Raw genomic sequence first — 19,095 nt, 5'->3', positions numbered from 1 at the left:
CTCAAGGTGCGTTGAACAGGGTTTCCAGGGGCGCTTCGGGGAGCTCGAGCAGGACCTCGTCTGGCAGGTGGTCGATCATGAACACGTAGGCGTTCATGGCGTGGCAGACCGAGTCCGTGCGTACGCGGCGATCGAGGGGGCTCCAGTACATGCCGCCATTGGCCATGTCTGGGTTCGCGGCCGCGTAGGAATTTTCGGGGGTATAGGTGGACTGCATCAGCAGGCGAAAGAGCGAGACGATCGCGTCGCGGTAGCGGTCGCAGCTGCCGGGGGTCGTGGCCTCGCAGTCGAGGTAGAGCACGGCGAGGACCTCGGCCATCCACCCGCTGCCGCTGCTCGACATCGAGTCGGTCCAGCGGCCGTGGCGGTAGGTGTCTTCGGGCTTGTGGATCTGCCGCGAGAGCAGCTCGTCGGTGCACGCGTAGACCTTGCGGCGCAGCTCGAGGTCACCGCTGGCGCGGGCGTAGTCGAAGAGCGAGAGGATCGTCCACGAGCTCGAGACCGGGTTGGGGCTGCGGTACTCGTCGCCGAGGTAGCAGCCTTCTGCTTCGATCTTGGCGAGCATGACGCCCGCCGTGCGCGAGGCGGCCTCGAGGTAGGTGGCGTCTTTCGTAGCCAGGTACATGCGCGAGAGCGCCGAGAGCACCTGGCCGGTGTAGAGCATGGACTCGCGCTCGACCGGCTCCCACTCGCCCTCTGCGTTTTGGTGGAGCTCGGGTGTCACGTGCCCGTCGGGGCTCTGCATGGACATCAGCCAGCTCGCCGCGAGCTTGGCGCTGCGCATGTACTTGGGGTCTTGGGTCAGCTCGTGGAGCTGAATCAAGGTGAAGATGGTCTTGGACGTGGTCCCCACGACCAGGCGCGGCTCGGGCTGCTCGTGGGTGGTGTCGAGCGAGTAGAAGAAGCCGCCGTAGCCCGGCTGGTCCGGGGCGAGCTGCTGCATCTCGAGCAGGAACTCCGCCGCGCGGTCGATGTGCTCGCGCAGGGCCTCGTCGTGGTCGTGCTCGTAGAGCGCGAGCAATGTATAAATCGTCGACGCGGTGTAGATCGTGTGCAGGCGCGGCTCGAGGTTGTCGTCGGCGGCCTGATAATATTTGTGCGTTCCACCGAGGCGCGGGTCGATCACGCGGAGGAGATATTTTTTTCCCGCGTCGATGTACTGGGCGAGGGCGGCCTTGCTGACGGTACGTACGGGCATGATGCCGTTTTTGAGCTCGAGGCCCCGACCCTCGTACTCGATCGCCCCATACTTGTGATTGCTCAACTCGACCACGAAGCGTGCTCGTGACATTCGGTCCTGGTCGAGCTTGGAGCGTGAGCGAGCTTCGAGGGTGGCCTCACTCAGCGCGGCGCACAGCTCGTCTCGACTCGAAGTGCCCTGAGCCTCGAGCTTGCCGCCGTAATACATCGAGACCACGACGAAGAGCGGGGATGTGGGCGAAGGTAGGTCACAGCTCGCTAGCGGCCCAGAGCTGGCGATCTGGCGTACGGAGGCGATCAGCTGGTCGCGGAAGCTGGCGTTGTCGAGCGCGGCGCTGGGCTGGCTCGAGGCCGCCGCGGCGGGGGCTTCGGCTTCCGGATCGGCGTCTATGTCCGCTGGCTGGCAAGCTCCGAGGAAAGGAGCGATTGCGCTCAGCCAGATTGCGACCAGGCCTGAACGGAGGGCTGGTAGTTCGACTCGCTTGAAATCGAGCAATATTCGTTCTCTTGTTGAGGCTCGAAGTGCCTGCATCTCGCTGGCCTCGGCCTTCGAATGGGCGTAGGTGCCATTCGCTTGACGGAGGAGCAGATAGCTCGACATGTTAGCTCCAGTTGACCTCGCGACAAGTGCGGTTTGAGCGCAAAATTCTGCGTTCAAGTGTCGACAGTGAAAACAACGGGATATCGAACGAGGTTCGCGGGAGACCGCGGTCCAGCAGCGCGCTCAGGGGTGAAGGCATATCCTCGCGAGACCGAGAGACTCATAATTTAAATCAGGTAACTTCGAGTCTTCGAGCGCTCACCGAAAAATCAGCGCACCGCTTCGCTGGCGAGTGAAGACGCTGGCCAGTAGACAAGCCGCTACCAGGCTTGCACGTGGTCGTGGAACCCACAGCTATCCGGCGGTCGAGGCGGCAGCCATGCTATGGTCCCGCCGTGCTCTGGTCCATCGTGACTTCAAGCCCGACAACGTGATGGTCGGCCCTGACGAGCGCCCGCGAGGGCCGTGTGCGACCGCCGCCCCGCACCCGTGTCCCACAGTGGCTGCACCACCAACTCGAGCGCGGCCTGGCCGTGAAGCCGGACGAGCGCCACCCCTCCATGCGTGCTCTGCTGGCGGCGCTGGTGTTCTCCTTCAAGCTCATGCACGGGCTGGCCTGAGCCTGCTACCTTGGGCGCGTGAGCGAACACCAAAACGCGCAGACGCCCATCGGCGAGCTCCCCGTCGAGGGCGTCGAGCTCGAGCCCGGCACGCTCATCACCCAGAGCAAGACCTACAAGATCGTCTCCCGTCTGGGCGAGGGGGGCTTCGGCAAGGTCTACAAGGTCTTCGATCCGATCATGAACCGCTACGCGGCGCTCAAGATGATCAAGACCAACGTGCCGGAGGACGAGCGCCGGCGCTTTCGCCAGGAGGCCCGGCTGTGCGGGACCTTCATGCACCCCAACCTGATCCGCACCCTCGAGGTCGGGACCACCCAGGATCACGGGCTGTTTTGGTTCGCGATGGAGTACCTCGAGGGCTCGGATTTGCTCGGCTACCTCAGCCGCGGCGAGCTGCTGCGCTGGCGACAGATCCGCGAGATCTTCAGCCAGACCCTGGACGCGCTGACCCACGTGCACGCCCGCAAATTCGTGCACTGTGACATCAAGCCGGCCAACATCTTCGTGGCCACGGACCTCTACGACTCCAACTTGCGCCTGGTCAAGCTGATCGACTTTGGCGTGGCTCGGGATCTCTCGGATCCCAGCCCGCCGAGCAGCCGGCGGATCATGGGGGACCCCTTCTACATGCCCCCGGAGCAGACCTACGCCAACCCGCAGCTCGACCCGCGCAGCGACCTCTACGCCCTGGGCATCACCTTTTACGAGCTGATCACCGGGGGGCATCACCCGCTCGAGGACCTCTTCGAGGTCCACCCCCGCGAGGCCCTGATCGCCCAGCGCGAGCGACCCTTCGTGCCGCCCAGCGCCTACTTTGGGGAGCACGTGGACCCCGAGCACAAGAGCGACGTCGACGGCTTCTTCGCCACGGCGACGGCCAAGAACCCGGCGGAGCGCTTCCCCAGCGCGGAGATCATGAAGCGGGCGCTGCTGCACGTGGTGGGGCCCGACGGGACCTGAGCCGCGCCCCGCCGCGCCCCGCCCCGCGACCCACGTTGCGCGGTATCCGTGCTAGTGCTCTGGCATGCCCCGACTCCGCGCGCTGGTGCCCTCGTTGGCCGTGTCCGTCCTCGCCTGTCGAGCCCCTCGGCCGGACGCGGGCGAGCAGCGTGGGGCCAGCCAGGTGGATGAGGGGCAGGCCGGCGAGGCGCAGGCCGGGCAGGTTGGCGAGGCGCGAGCTGGCGAGGCGCGAGCTGGCGAAGCGCGAGCTGGCGAGGCGCCGCCGACCGAGCCGAACACGGTGGCGAGCAAGGCCAGGGCCGATCGCCCGCGCCTGGATGTCCACGTCCACCTCGTCGACGACGCCGTCGACGAGCTGCTCGCGGCCATGGCACGCGAGGGGATCGATCGCGCGGTGGTCATGTCCTCGCCGCACCTCGACCGCGCACATCCGGCGGCGGATCGCTCGCAGCCCTTCTCGGGCTGGCGCGAGGCCAACGATCGCCTGCTGGCTCTGACCGCGGACCACCGCGATCGCCTGCTGCCCTTCATCACCCTCGATCCCGCGGCCGCGACCAGCGAGGAGCTCGAGCGCTGGTTCGAGGCGGGCGCCCGGGGGGTCAAGCTCTACCACGGCCACCGCAGCTTCCACGCGCGCCCGCTGGCGGATCCGGCCCACGACGCGATGTTCTCGTGGCTCGCGGCCAAGCACGCGCCGGTGCTGCTGCACATCAACACCTTTCGCTTCGAGGACGAGCTCGGCGAGCTGCTCGCGGCCTACCCCGAGCTCGAGCTGGTCTGCCCGCACCTGTGCGGCTCGCGGACCGACATCGATCGCCTCGAGCGGATCCTCGCCGCGCACCCGCGCCTGTTGGTGGACACCAGCCACGGCCCTGGCCAGCCGGGGATCGACGGCTTCCTCAACCTCGAGCGCGAGCACGAGCGGGTCCGCGCGTTGATCCAGGCGTCTCCGGAGCGCTTCTTGTTTGGCTCGGATCTGGTCACCGTCGTCCACCCCGACTCGCCCGAGCGCTCGCGCGTGGACTGGGACCAGCAGGTCGACGCCAACCTCGACCTGCTCGAGGCCGAGCGCTTCCACTTCTCGCGCCCCGACGCGTCGGGCAAGGGCTCGAGCTGGGGGGCGTTCGAGGGTCTGGCCCTCGATGACGCGACCCTCGACGCGGTGCTCGAGGGCAACGCCGCGCGCTGGCTGGGGCTCAGCGCGAGCCCGCAGGGCTCGGCGCCGGCGCGGTGATCGGCGAGCCCACGCTGGGCCGGAGCAGGGCGAGGAGCTCCTCGAAGGTCGCGCCGGCGTCGTCGGGGCGGCGCTGGATCAGCGTGACGGCGCCGCCGGGCGCGAGCTCGAGGCAAAACACGCCGGAGAAGCCGCTGGGCTCCACGGAGTAGCGGCCGTCGCAGAGCACCGCGCGCTCGCGGAGCTCGGCGGCGCTGCGCTCGGGCAGCTGGAGCTCGGCCTGGAGCGCGTCCGCGGCGAGGTAGAGCCAGCCGTCGGCGAACCAGTCGAAGCGCGCGAGCTCGGGGCGCGCGGCGAGGGCCGGGGAGAGGTCCAGAGGTGGTTGGCTGCCGGCGCCGAGGTGCCTGGGCGGGGACCACCAGGGCAGGCGCAGGGCGTCCGCGTGCATGGCTCCGTCGTCGTCGCGGTAGAGCGAGCGCCACAGCAAGTTGGTGAGGAAGAGCGGCTGCGCGCGGCCGCGGACGAGGCTGTGTCCGCGCAGCTGCGCCAGCTGAGCCTGGGTGGTCATCGCCCGGTGGTGCTGGACGCCGCACAGGCCCATGTAGAGCGAGCTGATCAGCAGGCCCCAGCGCGCGGGCCGGCGCGGGTCCTTTTGGGTTCGCGCCGCCCAGATCACCGCCACGGCGAGGATCAGCGTGTAGAGGGGATCGAGCACGCTGATCCAGTCCCAGGCCACGCGCGCCGAGGACAGCGGCCACCACAGCATCGTCCCGTAAGAGGTGAAGGTGTCGAGCAGGCCGTGGGTCGCCCAGCCCAAGGTGGTGGCGGCGAGGATCAGCGCGTCGACGCGCAGCTGCTGGCCGTGCTTGCCCTCGACCCAGTCCTGGCGCCGCGCCCACAGCCAGCAGGGGATCGCCGCGAGCAGGCCGCCGATGGGGATGAAGGCGAGGCTGTGGGTGAAGTGGCGGTGAAACTCGATGGCCAGCAGGGGATCGCTGGGGCTGCGGATCAGCACGTCGAGGTCGGGCGCCATGCCAGCGAGGGCGCCGAGCCAGCCGGCCCGTCGACCACCGAGGCGCTCACCGACCACTGCCTGGGCGACAGCTGCGCCGAGCACCCCCTGGCTCACTGGATCCACGGCCGGAGCTTGGCACAGGCGCCCACGCATCTCCACCGCAGCTCGGGTAGGCGGCTCGGGTAGGCGGCTCGCGTCGGCCGGTGCCGTCTGATAGACACCCCGCCATGCCTCTGGTGCGCACCCTCGCCCGCCTGGTCCGTGGTCCACAGCTGGACCTCTCCACCCTCCCCGTGTGGATGGACCCCGTCGAGCTCGCGCAGCTGCGGGCGATCGTCGAGACCCTGGCGCCCACGCGGGTGCTCGAGTGGGGCGCCGGGGGCAGCACCCGGGAGCTCCTCGAGCGCAGCCCCTTCATCGAGCGCTACGTGTCCATCGAGCACAACCGCGACTGGGTCGGGCGCGTCCGCCAGGTCGTCAGCGACCCCCGCCTCGAGCTCCACCTGGTCGAGCCGGCCGAGCCCGAGCCGCTCCTGCCTCGGGATCGCAAGTCGACCCAGGCCGAGCGCGACGCCCTCCAGGCCTGGCGGGATCGGGCCGAGCGCGACATGGCGCTGATGGGGGCCTACGTCGAGGCGCCGCGCCGCCTGGCCGCCGGGCCCGAGGGCGCGGCGCCGGTCTTCGACCTGGTGCTCGTCGACGGCCGCGCGCGCTGCCTTTGCGTGCGCGAAGGCATGACCTTGCTGCGCCCCGGCGGGGTGCTGGTGGTCCACGACGCCCAGCGCGAGGTCTACCACCAGACCTTGCGCGAGATCGGCCGTCCGGTGTTCTTGGAGCCGTGGAAGCAGGGCCAGATCTGCCTCGTCCGCAAGCCGGACGAGTCGGCCTAGCGCGGCTCCAACACCCGAATCAGCGCGTAATTCGCCTACCAAGGCGCAATTGTCGTGGAAGTTCTCACCAAGGCTCACGCCCACCTTTCTTGATACAGTCCGGCGCTCCTCGATGCCTGAAGTGCTCCGACGACTCGCCGCCGACCCGGCGACGCGGCTCCAGCCCAGCGACGGCGCGCGCTGGGACGCGGCCTTCGACATGGCCAGCGCCCTGCTCGGCGCGCTCGTCTTGATGCTGATCGCCCTGACCTTTCAGGACTATGGCATCACCTGGGACGAGACCTGGCACATGAGCTACGGGCGCCATGTGATCCACTGGTACGCCTCGGGCTTCGAGGACGACACGGCGCTCTACTACCGCGCCGACTACCTCTATGGCGGCGGCTTCGACGGCCTGGGCTACCTCGCTCGGCAGATCTCGCCGCTCGACAAGTACGCGACAATCCACCTGTTCGGCGCGCTGATCGGGGCCTTGGGCCTGCTCGGCACCTGGAAGCTCGGGCGCCTGCTCGGCGGCCCGGCGGGGGGCTTTGTCAGCCTGCTGCTGCTCGTGCTGACCCCGGTCTGGTACGGCCACATGTTCGCCAACCCGAAGGACCTGCCCTTCGCCGTCGGCTACGTGTGGGCGCTCTACTATCTGCTGCGCATCTTCATCACGCTGCCCGCGGTGCCAGGGCGCGAGTGGGTCAAGGCCTCGCTCGCCCTGGGCGCGGCGATGAGCGTGCGGATCGCCGGGCTGCTGACGATCTGCTACCTGCTGATGCTGATCGGCCTGTGGATCTTGTGGCGCGCCCGCGAGGCCCGAGACGCCAGGCTGATCCCCCAATACATCCTGCGCTACCTCCCGCCCTTCGCGCTGACCAGCCTGGGCGCCTGGGCGCTGATGTTGGTGCTGTGGCCGTGGGCTCAGCTCGCGCCCTTTCGCCGCCCGCTGATCGCCCTCGCGCGGATGTCGGCCTTCAACCTCCACGAGCGCAACATGCCCTTTGGCGCGCGCCGGGTGTCGACCCTCAACCCGCCGGGCGACTACCTGCTGCGCTACTTTGGCTTCAAGCTGCCCGAGCTGGTGATCGCGCTGGTGCTCGGGGCGCTGGTGGTCTTCGTGGTCCGCCTGGTCCGCCTGCGCCGCCGCGCCAAGAGCGAGCGCCTGGCGCAGGGGGGGCTGACCCCCAAGCGCCGGCGGCAGGCGCGGGTCCTGGCCAAGGTCGCCGACCCCAAGCTCGACGTCGACACCCCGCTGGCCCGCGAGCGCCGGCTGCTGGCGATCTGGGGGTTTTTGGCCTTCGCTATCCTGTTCCCGCCGCTCTACGCCATCGCCAAGCGCTCGCCGCTCTACGACGGCCTGCGCCACTTCTTGTTCCTGGTCCCGCTCTTCGTGGTCATCGCGGGCGTGACCTTGGCCGCGCTCACGCGGCGCGTGGCTCGGCGCTCGAAGGCCGCCGCCTGGGGTCTCCAGGCCGTCGTCCTCGCCCACTGCCTGCGCATGGTCGTGGCGATGATCCAGGTCCACCCCTACCAGTATCTGTGGTTCAACGGCCTCGTCGGCGGCCTGCCCGGGGCCTACCTGCGCTACTCCACGGATTACTACGGGGCCACCTACAAGGAGGCCTACGAGGACCTGCGCGAGCACCTGTGGGAGACCGAGCGCGAGCGCTTCTTGCTCGGGCCCTACGTGGTCTCGGCCTGCATGCCCGAGTTCGTGGCCAAGGAGTATCTCGGCCCCAACTTCGAGTGGCGCCGACGCAGCGGGCCCACGCCCGAGTTTTGGCTGGGCTACACCCGCAACAATTGCTACCTGCAAAAAGAGGAGCACCCCGAGGTCCTTCGGGTCGAGCGCCAGGGCGTCATGCTCAACATGACCCGGGACCGCCGCGCCGAGGACGAGCGCGACATGGTCAGCGGCGGCAGGACGCCGCCCAAGCGCACGGGGACCAAGAAGGACGCTCAGGCCGAAGCCGAGGCAGAGGACGCCGAGGCCGAGGACTCCGAAGAGACCCAGGAGAGCGACGCGGGCGATGGCTCCGACGAGGAAGACAGCATGAGCGAGGGCGCAGACGAGGTCGGTGACGCTGGAGACGACGCTGGCCGCAAGTCCGGGAGTGGTTCGAGCCCGAACCGGCGCTTTGGGATCGAGCCTGGCTCCGACCCCACGCGGCCCCCGCCAGGGCGAGAGGAGGTGGAGGGCTGATGGCTGACCAAGCAATGAAGAAACGAGGCGCCCTCGCGGCGCGCCCGGGCTGGCCCGAGCTGTGCTCGGCCGCCGAGGAGCTGCACGCGGCCGAGATCCTGCTTCAGGATCCGGTGGCCGCGCCGCATACGGCGATCCCCCACCTCCAGGCATTTTGGCGCCAGGCCACGGCCGCGGGCGCGGCCGCCGGGCTCGAGGGAGCCAGCGGCGGCGCCGAGGCCTGGCTGGGCCACGCGATCCCCGGCGTGAACGAGGGCGCCCGCAAGCGCCTGCGCGCGCAGCTGGGCGCGCTCCTGGGTGAGCGCGCGGCGGCCGAAGTCGGCCCTCGGGACCTACGTCGTCACACCAAGGCGGCCCGCGAGCTGCTCTCGGCCCTCGAGCCCGAGCTCGGCGGCCAGCCGCTGCGTCGGCGGAGGCGGCGGATCCTCCTCGGCGTCGCCGGGGTCTTCGTGGTCCTCGCCCCGCTGATCACCTACACGGCGCTCAACACCAACATCCCGGGCACCGGGCCGTGGCGGGCCGCCTACTACCCGGACCGCATGCTCGAGAGCGAGCCGCTGGTCGTCCGGGACGACACCGTCACTCACGCCTGGGAGGACCGCCCGCCCCTCGAGGAGATCCCCCCGGACAAGTTCTCGGTCCGCTGGGACAGCTGCCTGGTCGTCGACGAGGCCGGCCTGGCGATCATGCAGGTCAACGCCAACGACGGCGCCCGCGTGTTCCTGGACGGCGAGACGATCATCGACGCCTGGGACCGCGACACGGCCACCCGGCGCAAGGGCTTTGGCAGCGCGAGCCTCGACCTGGAGCCCGGCGTCCACCACCTGCGCGTCGAGTTCTACGAGAGCCTCGGGCGCCAGTCGATCTCGCTGGTCGCGTCCTTCGATGGGGCGGTGCCCAAGGAGATCCCCCGCGAACGCCTGCGCTATCCCGGCGACGAGATCGACGAACAAGACCCTTGCGCGGCGGTGCGCGCCGAGCTGCAATAGGAAGCCCGTGACCCCCAGCGCCCCGCCAGGCAAGCAAGAGGCGCGCAGCAAACACTGGGCCCGACACCTGCTCGCGCTCGCCTTGTTGGCGATCTGCGGCGTGCTCTCGTGGACCAGCGAGCGCGGCCGGACGCTGACCGCCGACGAGCCGCTGCACCTGATCCGCGGCCAGGCCTGGCTGTGGACCTACGACGCCCAGCTCAGCTACGCCCACCCGCCCCTGGCCAACGTGATCACCGCCCTGCCGCACATCGGCGGGGGCGAGGAGCCCTGGGGAGAGGACCGCGGCGTCGACGGCAGCCCGGATCCAGAGGCCAGGCTGCTCACGCGGATGCGCCGCGGCCTGGTCCAGCCCGAGCCGACGGCGACCCGGGCCGAGGCGATGCAGCAGCTGTGGCAGTGGGAGGTCGCCAACCCCCTGCGCGTCTCTCAGCACTACTTCACCCACGACTTCCAGCGCGCCGAGGCCGAGCTGACCACCAGCCGGCGGGTGATGATGGCGATCACCTTGGCCTTCGCGCTCTTCTTCTACCTGTGGACCGAGCGCCGCTATGGCTGGACCACGGGGATCCTCAGCCTCGCGCTGCTCGTCTTTCAGCCCACGCTGATCGCCCACGGGCGCCTGGTGACCACCGACATCCCAGCCATGGCCGCGGTCTTCCTCAGCCTGGCCGCGACCATCGCGTGGATCGAGCGCCCCGGCTGGGCGCGGGTCGGGTGGTTTTGCCTGGCGACCACCGTCATGGTCCTGACCAAGCACAGCGGGCTGGTGATCGTGCTGGTGCTCAGCGGCATGCTGATCCTCGCGGCGGGCCTGGGCCTCGGGGGCTTTGCTGGCAGGGGGGTCAAAGAGGGCGCGGGGGACGGGGGCGCGGCGCGCTGGCGCGGCTGGGGGCGGCGCGCCGCCGTGGTCGTCGGTCAGCTCGCCGTGGTCGCCGTCGTGATGATCCTGGCCATCGACGCCGCCTACTTCTTCGACCGCGTGGGCCTGAGCGTGTCCGAGATCATCGCCCAGCCCGAGCCCCAAAACTGGCTGTGGCGACGCTACCGCCACCAGCTCGTCGAGCGCAGCTTCCTGGGCAAGCTCCCCGACCCCCTGCCCATGCCCTTCCCCTACACCTGGCTGGTCGGCCTCGCCACGGTGTCCAAGCAAAACGCCTCGGGCCACGGCGGCTACTTCTACGGGCTCAACAGCCACCTCTCGCACCCGCTCTACTTCCCGGTGATGCTCGCCGTGAAGACGCCCCTGGGCGTGCTCGGGCTGCTCGGCCTGGCCGGCGCCAGCGTGGTCGGCATGGTCCGGACGCGGCGCTGGCCGAGCGTGGCCACCGGCGTCCTCGCGGTCTTCGCCCTGGTCAACCTGATCAGCTTGATGAGCTCGCACATCAACATCGGGGTGCGCCACGCCGCCACGCTCTTGCCGATCATGGCGCTCTTCGCCGGCCGGGCTGGGGCGCTGCTCTTCGACCCCGCAGCTCGGCGGGCGCTGTGGGGCGAGCGCTTGGGCCGCTTCTTCGAGCGCCCCCTCGCCCGCGCCGCGGTGCTGAGCCTGTGCCTGGGCAGCGGGGTCGCGGCGGTGGCCACCAGCTTCCCCGCCTACCTGGGCTACTTCAACGCCCTCGCCGGCGGCCCCGGCGGCGGTCGCTGGATCAGCGTGATCGGCGAGGACTGGGGCCAGGACCTCGGTGACGTCGCCGAAGCGGCCGAGGAGCACGGGTGGACGCGGGTGGCCTACTACTCCCACTTCCCCCTGCGCCGCGAAGCCCTCGAAGCCCGCGGCCTCGAGGTCACGCGGATGGGTTGCAAGCGTCGCTATCGCGGACCCGACCCGATGATCGTGCACCTCTCCGACTGGGTCCGGCGGCAGAACTGCTTTCGCTGGCTCGAGGGCCGCGAGCCGGTCGCCTTCGTGAACTACAACGTGCTGCTCTTCGCGCCCCTGGATGAAGCGGACGAAGCGGACGAGCTGCCGGCGCCAAAAGAGGACGCGACCGAAGACGCGGCTGGGGACACGACCGGAAACTGAGACCGGCGCCCGAGTTGATCATCATGCGATCCATTTGCATAGTTGTCCCATGCGAGCGGTCGAGACCAAGCAGGGGTTGGACAGCGCCGGGATCGAGCGGGCGCTCGAGCAGCTCCACGCGCTGGTCAAGGCGCGCGGGCTGAAGTCATCCGCCACGCGCGAGGCTGTCGCGCGGGCGGCCCTGCGCCGGCGCGGCCACTTCTCGGTGGATCAGCTGGTCGCGGACCTCGAGCAGAGCGAGGCGCCCGTCGTCCACCCGGCCACGGTCTACCGGGTGCTCCCGCTGCTGGTCGACGCCGGCCTGCTCCAGGTGACGCTGATCTCTCAGGGCCAGGGCACGCTCTACGAGCGGGCCTTCGAGCGCGAGCACCACGACCACCTGATCTGCACCGCCTGCGGCAAGGTGATCGAGTTCGAGTTCGAGGCCATCGAGGTGCTCCAGCGCGACGTCGCCGAGCGCTTTGGCTTTCGGCTCACGGGCCACGTGCACGAGCTGCTCGGAACCTGCACCGCCTGCCGCGACTGAGACTCCGAGCCACCACCTGCTGGCCCCGAGGCGCACCTGGATGCAACCGTATCCTGGATACAATGAGATTGATTCGCATTGTCTTCGGATCTCGATCGTGAAAGACTGCCGTCTCGAGAGAGCGAGGCGCGACCATGACGACGACGACGAGCACGACGACGAGCAGCAAACCCAACCTCTCCGGCGTCCCCGAGACCATGCTGTGGACGCTCCACAACCGCGCGAGCGAGGCCGCGCGCGCCGACGGGATGATCCGGGATCCAAAGTGCCTCGAGATCTACCGCGCCCTCGACTTCGACTACGAGCGCTCCTTTGGCGCCGCCGAGCCCTCCCATGCGATCCGCTCGGCGATGTTCGACGACGCCGTCCGCGAGTTCATCGCCGCCAACCCCGACGCGGTGATCGTCAACCTCGGGGAGGGGCTCGAGACCGAGCGCTACCGGATCCGCGATGACGACGGGGTCCTGTGGCTCAGCGTCGACCTGCCCGAGGCGATCGAGATCCGCGAGCGCTTCATCGAGGCCGACGCGCGCCACCGACACGTCGCCAAGAGCGCCCTCGACACGACATGGTTCGACGCCGTCCCCGAGGGCCGCCCGGTCCTGGTCACGGCGCAGGGGCTGTTCATGTACTTCGCGGCCAGCGAGGTGCGGGGGCTCTTGCGGGCCATGGCCGAGCGCTGGCCGGGGGTCGAGGTGATGTTCGACTACATCCCGCCCTGGCTCTCGCGCAAGACGACCTCGGAGAAGGGCTGGTGGAAGACGCCGCACTATCAGATCCCGCCGGCGCCCTGGGGGATCAAGCGCTCCGAGCTGCTGCCCACGCTGCGCGCGTGGCTGGGGGACTTCGAGCTCGTGTCCTTCGAGGTCTATAAATTTCCACGTGGGCTGCGGCGCGTGGGCTATGGCGTGCTCGCGGCGCTGCCTTGGATCAAGGACCACGCGCCGGGGGTCGTGCACATGCGGCTGCGCTGAGCGAGGGCGGCCCAGGGGCCGAGCCTGGACGGCGAGGGCTTTCGGCGAGGGTATGCGCTGCGCCATGGGGTGACGCACTTGCTCGAGATCGGCCGTGCCGAGGAAGCCGCGAAGCGCTGTCTCGACGTGGGGTATCTACTCGAGAAGACCCGCGAGCGGGGGGTGCTGGAGGTCGAGCGAGAGGTTCGAGCGGTCGCACGAGCGCAGCGGCTCGACGAGGGGAAAGGGTCTTTGACGACGCTCGGGCGAGCGTTGGGGGCTTGCGCTCACTGGGTGCGCGAGGAGCCGGACGCCCTGCCAGGGCTGCTACACGATCGCTTGTTGACCAACGCACCGGAAGTACTGTCAGCGTTGAAATGGCCGCCCCACCTCCCAGGCAGTCTGGCGCGCTTGCTCCATCCCTTGCAAGGGCATGGCATGTCTCGGGTCGTGAGGGGCCACCAAGGTAGTGTCATGGCGTTGGCCGTGCTCCCCGACGGCCGCGTCGTCTCCGGCTCCCGCGACAACACCCTGCGGGTCTGGGATATCGACTCTGGCCAGACCATCACCATCCACGGCGACGCGAGCTACATGAGCATCGCCGTCATCTCCCAGCACCAACTCGTCGCTGGCGACGATGTGGGTAACGTCCACTTCATCATCCTCCCAGAGTAGAGCCCGAGACCAAGCCTCGGTCTCCAAACCCACAGGGGATCCCCGAGGACAGCCGCGGACTCCCGAGTACTCGCCGACAGCCCAAGCACTGAGTAATTCCGAGTCCTTGCCTCCGAAAGACGCACAATCTCGAGGGCTTGGGGTGAGCATTGGCTTTCGACTTCTCGCTCTTCGACCTCAATCGACTGGTGCGAGTTCTTCTGCGGTGCTGGCCGCGAGCTCGGCGTAGTCGCGCACCGAGCGATTGGGCGATGAGGCGTAGCGCTCAGCGATAGCCAGATAGCACCCACAGCTTCATCACCTCACGCCATGTCGCCTTCGTCCCGGTGTCCGATCCGTAGCGTTCGTACACGTAGTCGTAGATCGCCTGCTCACCCTCACGCCACCAGCTCGGGAGCTCGAAGGTGTAGCCGCCCAGCTCGATGACCGTCGGCCACGTCTCGGGGGCGCGCTCCAAGGTGTAGAGTCTGTAGGACATTGACCGGCCCACCACCTGGCGCGGAGGGGGAGGGGGGCGGAGGGGGAGGGTCCTCATGCCTCATGGCTGCGCGCGCTTCGAACGCGAAAAGAGCGGGGCCATAGCGGTCCCGCTCTTTCAGTATTGGCTGCTCTGCGTGGGCTCAGCCCGCGGTGCGCGAGCGGGCGGTGGCGTTCACACCACCGGGAGTGGGGTCGGGCTCGCCTGACTGCGGGTCGGGATCCTCGTCCGGCTCGCTGACGGGGACGCAGTCGTCGTAGAACGCCCACACGCACTCACCGTCCGCGTCCACGCACTCGCCCCAGCTGACGAACTCGTAGCCCTCGGGGCACTCCGACTCCTCGATCAGCGGGCTGAGAGGGACGCAGTCATCGGGCTCGCAGGGCTCCTCGACCGCGATACCGCGCAGGTCTTCGGACTCGTCGCCGCTGTCGCAGGCGAGGGTGAGCAGAGGGAGGGCGAGGATCATCGTGCGCAGTGCCTTCATGGTGGTCTCTCTCGGGTGGGTGGGGACTCTTTTCCCGGGCTCTCAGTTAGTGTCCTGTATCACCTCTAATCGTGCAAATAATTATTCCTGAAAATTTGATTTTCTCTTTAGACGTGGCTGAGAGGTCATCTGTGGCGTTTCTCCCCGGTCACAATAAGCGCGCGATATGCAATTAGTTTTGGTCGTTTTTGTGACGGGTGAATCGACACACAAAGAGCGCACTTCGCGATACAAAGGGACATGCGCTCGAGTGTCCGGAGCACCCTCTCGGCGGCGGCGTTCATGCTGCTCGGCACCTCGGCTTGCGTTCAGGCCAACCCGGCCTTCGCGGAGCTCCACGCCGAGCTCTCCGACGAGAGTGACACGGGCACGGAGGACTCGGATACGGACACGGGGGGCGGCGAGCTGGTCTGCGCCCTCGAATTTCCGGATCCGCTGCGCGTCGTGGTCACCGAGCCCTGCGGGGAGACCACGGAGAGCGACACGGTCTACGAGCGCCACTTCTTGGTCGAGGCGGTCGAGGGCGAGCTGCTGCGCGGTTTCGATTGTGAGGCGGGCTGCGCGGAAGAGGGTTGCGCGACGGATGTGGCGCTGACCACCCGCTTCGTGGGCATGGACCTCGGCGGCGCGATCGCGGCCGGGCAGTGCGTGACGCTGCGGGCCAAACAGCCGACGCCGGGCTCCGGCTGTCGCTATCACAATGGGGCGGTGTGGCTGTCTGGTGAGCTCACCCCGCGGGTGATCGCGCGGGGCAGCGGCGAGGTCGAGATCCCGCTGACCACGGACATCGACCTCAGCGCCCTGGCACCGAGCTACGACGAGGTCGACGACTGCGACTGCGCCGTCTACACCGAGTCGTGTTGCGAGGGCAGCGCGCCGCCGGTGCGCTACGAGTTCACCGCGCCCCAAGACGGCGAGCTGGTCGAGCTCGGCGGCGAGAGCTACCGCTTCCAGGCCGTGCACGCCTACAACCTCGGGGGCTGCGCGGCCGAGGACGAGCTCGGCTGGGGGCTGGTGTCGGGGATCTGATCGGCGGAACATGGGGCCCGTGACCTCCCGTCCTTCGCGTCGTCGCCCGGGCGCCGGCTGGCTGCTGTGCGCGGCCGCGGCGGTGGGGTCGAGCGTGGCGAGCTCGGGCTGCGCCCACGGCCGGGCCGGCGCCGAGGAGCGTCAGGCCTATGTCGAGGCTCAGCTCCCGGAGCTCCAGGCGTGCTGGACCGACATCGCGGATCAGCACCCCGGGCGCGCGGGCTCGCTGCTCTTCGTGGTCGAGCTGCGCCGCGAGGGCAGCGTCGACTGGGTCGACATCGAGGTCGATGAGCTCGGCGTCGCCAAGCTCTCGGCCTGCGCCGTCAAGGCGATCAAGCGCTGGCGCTTCCCGGCCGGCGGGCGCCAGACGATCCGCTTTGGCGTGGGCTTTGCGAGCCCCGGGTCGAGCTGATCGGGTATCCTCGCGGCCGATGCCCGAGCCCATCGTCTCCCCGATCGACGGTCAGGTCGCCCACGAGTACGAGCTGCTCTCCCTCGACGCCGCGCGCGAGGTGGTCGCGCGCGCGCGGGCGGCTCAGCAGGTCTGGCGGCGCAGCGCGATCGCGGATCGCGTGGCCCTGTGCATGCGCGCCCTCGAGCACCTCGAGGCCAGGGCCGACGACTACGCCCGCGAGATCACCACGATGATGGGCAAGCCCCTGGGCGAGGCCCAGGGCGAGCTGCGCACGGTCCGTGGCCGCGTCGAGGCGCTGTGCGAGCTCGCCCCGCGAGCCCTGGCCGACGAGGCGCTGCCCGAGCAGCCGGGCTTTCACCGCTTCATCCGCCACGAGCCCGTGGGCGTGGTCCTCGACATCGCGGCCTGGAACTACCCGCTGCTCGTCGCGATCAACGTGGTCGCCGGGGCGGTGCTCGCCGGCGACGCGGTGCTGATCAAGCACGCCCCACAGACGGCGCTGTGCGGGGCCCAGCTCGCGCGCAGCTTCGCGGCCGCGGCTGCGGAGCTCGGCGCGCCCGCGGGCCTGGTCGCGGACTTCATGGTCAGCCACGCCGACGTCGCCGCGATCCTCGGCGAGCGGCGCGTGGATCAGGTCGCGTTCACCGGCTCCGTGCGCGGTGGCCACGAGGTGTTCCGGGCCGCCGCCCAGGATAATTTCATGTCCGTGGCCCTCGAGCTCGGCGGCAAGGATCCGGCCCTGGTCCTGCCCGACTGCGACTTCGAGTTCACCGTCGCCAACCTGGTCGAGGGCACGTTTTATAACGCCGGCCAGTCGTGCTGCGCGATCGAGCGCGTCTACGTGCACGAGTCGCTGTGGGACCGCTTCGTCGAGGCCTACGTCGCCGAGACCCGCAAGCTCAGGCTCGGGGATCCGCTGGCCGAGGGCACGAGCTTGGGCCCGGTGGTCAACGCCCACGCGGCGGCGCGGATCCAGCAGCAGGTCGCCGCCGCGGTCTCGGCCGGGGCCCGGCTGCTGACCTCCGACGACGACTTCGAGATCCCCGATCGCTCGCCTTGCTACCTCGCGCCCAAGGTCCTCGTCGACGTCGACCACGACATGGCGCTGATGAACGAGGAGACCTTTGGCCCGGCGATCGGGCTGATGAAGATCCGCGACGAGGTCGAGGCCGTGGCGCTGATGAACGACTCGCGCTACGGGCTGACGGCCTCGGTGTGGACCCGCGACGACGCCCGCGCCGAGGCCCTGGCCGGCGCCCTCGAGGCCGGGACCGTGTTTCAAAACCGCTGCGACTTCCTCGATCCTCAGCTGCCCTGGGTGGGCATCAAGGACTCGGGGCACGGCGTCTCGCTCTCGCACCTGGGCCTGCGCGCCCTGACCCGACCCAAGTCCTTCCACCTTCGCCGCCGCTGACCCCGAGCGCGAGCGCCCTGACCATGCAATTCGAAACTACCGATCAGCTCATCCAATTTCTCGACGACGAGGGCGTCCGCTTCCACAAGGTCGGCGTGTTCGACATCGACGGCGTGTTCCGGGGCAAGTACCTCGACCGCGACAAGTTCGAGTCTTCGCTGCGCAAGGGCTTTGGGTTTTGCGACGTCGTGCTCGGCTGGGACAGCCACGACCAGCTCTACGACAACGCCACGGTCTCGGGCTGGCACACGGGCTACCGCGACGCCCCGGCCAAGCTCGACCTGGGCACGGTCCGCAAGCTGCCCTTCGAGGACGACACGGTCCTGGTCCTCGGCCACTTCGCCGGGGACTACGAGGGCGTGTGCCCGCGCCGGCTGCTACACCGCTGCGTCGACAAGGCCGCGGCCATGGGCTTTGGCGTGCGCGCGGCCCTCGAGTACGAGTTCTTCGTGTTCCAGGAGAGCCCCGAGAGCGTGCGCAGCAAGGGCTTTCGCGGGCTGACCCCGCTGACCCCGGGCATGTTCGGCTACTCCATGCTGCGCTCGGGTGTCCACGCGGAGCTCTATCACGAGCTGCTCGAGACCATGGACGCCTTCGAGTGCCCGATCGAGGGCCTGCACACCGAGACCGGCCCCGGGGTGATCGAGGCCGCGCTGCACCACGACGAGGCCCGGGCCGCCGCCGACAAGGCCGCGCTGTTCAAGACCTACGCCAAGGTCCTGTGTCAGCGCATGGGCCTGATGGCCACCTTCATGGCCAAGTGGAGCAACGAGTACCCGGGCCAGAGCGGGCACATCCACATCTCGCTCGAGGATCCAAAGACCGGGGACAACCTCTTCACCGGCGCCGACGATGGCACGCCGGAGCTGATGCGCTGGTTCATCGGCGGCCAGGTCACGCTCATGCCCCAGCTGCTGGCCATGGTCTGCTCCACGGTCAACGCCTACCGCCGCCTGGTCCCGGGGATGTGGGCGCCGACCCACGCCAACTGGGGGGTGGAGAACCGGACCACGGCGATCCGGGCGATCCCCGGGGGCAAGGGCTCGCGCAGCGAGTACCGGGTCGCGCCGGCCGACGCCAACCCCTATCTGGCGCTGGGTGCGGCCCTGGCCAGCGGGCTGTGGGGCATCGAGAACCACATCGAGCCGCCGGCGGCCATCGAGGGCAGCGCCTACGACGACCCCGGCGCCGACGCGGTCCCGCTCCCGGGCACGCTGAGCGAGGCCACGCGCCTGTTCAAGGGCTCCAAGGTCGCCCGCGATCTCTTTGGTGACGCCTTCGTCGACCACTTCGCGGCCACCCGCGAGTGGGAGGATCGCCAGGCGCGCAAGCACGTCAGCGACTGGGACCTGGCGCGCTACTTCGAGATCATCTGAGCAGGTCCCGAGCGCGCTGCGGCCATCGAGCCGGGTGGGGGAAAAAGCGTGAAGGTGGAGGCCGGGGCGGACATGGAAGGGATCGACCTCGCCAACGGGGATCGCCGCGCTGCCTCTGACCCTTTGACGCCCTCCA

The 19,095-nt window shown here is 69.3% G+C and carries 18 protein-coding genes; 14 read left to right on the top strand and 4 right to left on the bottom strand.

The window, feature by feature from the left end; all coding sequences use genetic code 11:
- Nucleotide 1 precedes the first annotated feature (1 nt).
- Nucleotides 2–1,696 (bottom strand): beta-L-arabinofuranosidase domain-containing protein, encoded by a 1,695-nt coding sequence (locus G6O69_RS06980; protein ID WP_176396682.1) that lies wholly within the window; start codon nucleotides 1,694–1,696, stop codon nucleotides 2–4.
- A 512-nt stretch (nucleotides 1,697–2,208) separates the two neighbouring features.
- On the opposite strand from G6O69_RS06980, the gene G6O69_RS06975 reads away from it, so the two are divergent.
- From G6O69_RS06975 to G6O69_RS06965, 3 genes are all read left to right on the top strand, one after another.
- Nucleotides 2,209–2,361, top strand: a complete 153-nt coding sequence (locus G6O69_RS06975) for a hypothetical protein (RefSeq protein WP_172302743.1) — start codon at nucleotides 2,209–2,211, stop codon at nucleotides 2,359–2,361.
- An 18-nt stretch (nucleotides 2,362–2,379) separates the two neighbouring features.
- Nucleotides 2,380–3,324 (top strand): serine/threonine-protein kinase, encoded by a 945-nt coding sequence (locus G6O69_RS06970; protein ID WP_172302742.1) that lies wholly within the window; start codon nucleotides 2,380–2,382, stop codon nucleotides 3,322–3,324.
- A gap of 64 nt (nucleotides 3,325–3,388) precedes the next feature.
- Nucleotides 3,389–4,558 (top strand): amidohydrolase family protein, encoded by a 1,170-nt coding sequence (locus G6O69_RS06965; RefSeq protein ID WP_172302741.1) that lies wholly within the window; start codon nucleotides 3,389–3,391, stop codon nucleotides 4,556–4,558.
- On the opposite strand, the gene G6O69_RS06960 is transcribed toward G6O69_RS06965, so the two are convergent.
- A complete protein-coding gene (locus G6O69_RS06960; protein ID WP_172302740.1) occupies nucleotides 4,521–5,636 on the bottom strand; it encodes a metal-dependent hydrolase in 1,116 nt (371 codons plus the stop codon). The genes G6O69_RS06965 and G6O69_RS06960 overlap by 38 nt on opposite strands.
- Before the next feature lie 104 nt (nucleotides 5,637–5,740).
- Between G6O69_RS06960 and G6O69_RS06955 the strand changes: the two genes are divergently transcribed.
- From G6O69_RS06955 to G6O69_RS06925, 7 genes are all read left to right on the top strand, one after another.
- A complete protein-coding gene (locus G6O69_RS06955; RefSeq protein WP_172302739.1) occupies nucleotides 5,741–6,403 on the top strand; it encodes a hypothetical protein in 663 nt (220 codons plus the stop codon).
- A gap of 121 nt (nucleotides 6,404–6,524) precedes the next feature.
- Nucleotides 6,525–8,591, top strand: a complete 2,067-nt coding sequence (locus tag G6O69_RS06950; RefSeq protein WP_172302738.1) for a glycosyltransferase family 39 protein — start codon at nucleotides 6,525–6,527, stop codon at nucleotides 8,589–8,591.
- Complete coding sequence (locus G6O69_RS06945) at nucleotides 8,591–9,580, top strand: PA14 domain-containing protein (protein WP_172302737.1); 990 nt, start codon at nucleotides 8,591–8,593, stop codon at nucleotides 9,578–9,580. The genes G6O69_RS06950 and G6O69_RS06945 overlap by 1 nt, the downstream gene beginning before the upstream one ends.
- A 7-nt stretch (nucleotides 9,581–9,587) precedes the next feature.
- Complete coding sequence (locus tag G6O69_RS06940; RefSeq protein ID WP_172302736.1) at nucleotides 9,588–11,606, top strand: hypothetical protein; 2,019 nt, start codon at nucleotides 9,588–9,590, stop codon at nucleotides 11,604–11,606.
- A gap of 49 nt (nucleotides 11,607–11,655) precedes the next feature.
- Nucleotides 11,656–12,132 (top strand): transcriptional repressor, encoded by a 477-nt coding sequence (locus G6O69_RS06935; protein ID WP_172302735.1) that lies wholly within the window; start codon nucleotides 11,656–11,658, stop codon nucleotides 12,130–12,132.
- A gap of 134 nt (nucleotides 12,133–12,266) precedes the next feature.
- Complete coding sequence (locus G6O69_RS06930) at nucleotides 12,267–13,106, top strand: class I SAM-dependent methyltransferase (protein WP_172302734.1); 840 nt, start codon at nucleotides 12,267–12,269, stop codon at nucleotides 13,104–13,106.
- A 417-nt stretch (nucleotides 13,107–13,523) separates the two neighbouring features.
- On the top strand, nucleotides 13,524–13,760 hold the full coding sequence (locus G6O69_RS06925; RefSeq protein ID WP_255215722.1) for a hypothetical protein: 237 nt from the start codon (nucleotides 13,524–13,526) through the stop codon (nucleotides 13,758–13,760).
- Nucleotides 13,761–14,025: 265 nt separating this feature from the next.
- Here the strand turns inward: G6O69_RS06925 and G6O69_RS06920 are convergent, their stop codons facing one another.
- The gene (locus G6O69_RS06920) at nucleotides 14,026–14,238 is read right to left on the bottom strand and encodes a hypothetical protein (RefSeq protein WP_172302732.1); all 213 of its coding nucleotides are present in this window, start codon (nucleotides 14,236–14,238) and stop codon (nucleotides 14,026–14,028) included.
- A gap of 142 nt (nucleotides 14,239–14,380) precedes the next feature.
- The gene (locus G6O69_RS06915; RefSeq protein WP_172302731.1) at nucleotides 14,381–14,725 is read right to left on the bottom strand and encodes a hypothetical protein; all 345 of its coding nucleotides are present in this window, start codon (nucleotides 14,723–14,725) and stop codon (nucleotides 14,381–14,383) included.
- 240 nt (nucleotides 14,726–14,965) lie between these two features.
- Here G6O69_RS06915 and G6O69_RS06910 point away from each other — a divergent pair, with 240 nt between their 5' ends.
- From G6O69_RS06910 to G6O69_RS06895, 4 genes are read left to right on the top strand one after another with little or no spacing between them, the layout of a single operon-like run.
- Nucleotides 14,966–15,754: a hypothetical protein gene (locus tag G6O69_RS06910; protein WP_172302730.1), complete on the top strand. Its 789-nt coding sequence runs from the start codon at nucleotides 14,966–14,968 to the stop codon at nucleotides 15,752–15,754.
- Nucleotides 15,755–15,773: 19 nt separating this feature from the next.
- Entirely contained in the window at nucleotides 15,774–16,166 is a 393-nt protein-coding gene (locus G6O69_RS06905) for an AgmX/PglI C-terminal domain-containing protein (protein WP_172302729.1), read from the top strand.
- Nucleotides 16,167–16,185: 19 nt separating this feature from the next.
- Entirely contained in the window at nucleotides 16,186–17,583 is a 1,398-nt protein-coding gene (locus G6O69_RS06900; protein WP_172302728.1) for an aldehyde dehydrogenase family protein, read from the top strand.
- A 23-nt stretch (nucleotides 17,584–17,606) separates the two neighbouring features.
- Nucleotides 17,607–18,959, top strand: coding sequence for a glutamine synthetase (locus G6O69_RS06895; RefSeq protein ID WP_172302727.1), 1,353 nt, complete (start codon nucleotides 17,607–17,609; stop codon nucleotides 18,957–18,959).
- Nucleotides 18,960–19,095: the final 136 nt, after the last annotated feature.

Source organism: Pseudenhygromyxa sp. WMMC2535 (assembly GCF_011083025.2).
The sequence above is the reverse complement of the archived record's forward strand: the minus strand, read 5'-3'. Positions and strand labels throughout refer to the sequence as shown.

Coding starts and splice junctions, on each gene's coding strand:
- G6O69_RS06965 (WP_172302741.1), top strand. CDS start 3,389: ATGCCCCGACTCCGCGCGCTGGTGCCCTCGTTGGCCGTGTCCGTCCTC.
- G6O69_RS06955 (WP_172302739.1), top strand. CDS start 5,741: ATGCCTCTGGTGCGCACCCTCGCCCGCCTGGTCCGTGGTCCACAGCTG.
- G6O69_RS06945 (WP_172302737.1), top strand. CDS start 8,591: ATGGCTGACCAAGCAATGAAGAAACGAGGCGCCCTCGCGGCGCGCCCG.
- G6O69_RS06935 (WP_172302735.1), top strand. CDS start 11,656: ATGCGAGCGGTCGAGACCAAGCAGGGGTTGGACAGCGCCGGGATCGAG.
- G6O69_RS06930 (WP_172302734.1), top strand. CDS start 12,267: ATGACGACGACGACGAGCACGACGACGAGCAGCAAACCCAACCTCTCC.
- G6O69_RS06925 (WP_255215722.1), top strand. CDS start 13,524: ATGTCTCGGGTCGTGAGGGGCCACCAAGGTAGTGTCATGGCGTTGGCC.
- G6O69_RS06920 (WP_172302732.1), bottom strand. CDS start 14,238: ATGTCCTACAGACTCTACACCTTGGAGCGCGCCCCCGAGACGTGGCCG.
- G6O69_RS06915 (WP_172302731.1), bottom strand. CDS start 14,725: ATGAAGGCACTGCGCACGATGATCCTCGCCCTCCCTCTGCTCACCCTC.
- G6O69_RS06910 (WP_172302730.1), top strand. CDS start 14,966: ATGCGCTCGAGTGTCCGGAGCACCCTCTCGGCGGCGGCGTTCATGCTG.
- G6O69_RS06900 (WP_172302728.1), top strand. CDS start 16,186: ATGCCCGAGCCCATCGTCTCCCCGATCGACGGTCAGGTCGCCCACGAG.
- G6O69_RS06895 (WP_172302727.1), top strand. CDS start 17,607: ATGCAATTCGAAACTACCGATCAGCTCATCCAATTTCTCGACGACGAG.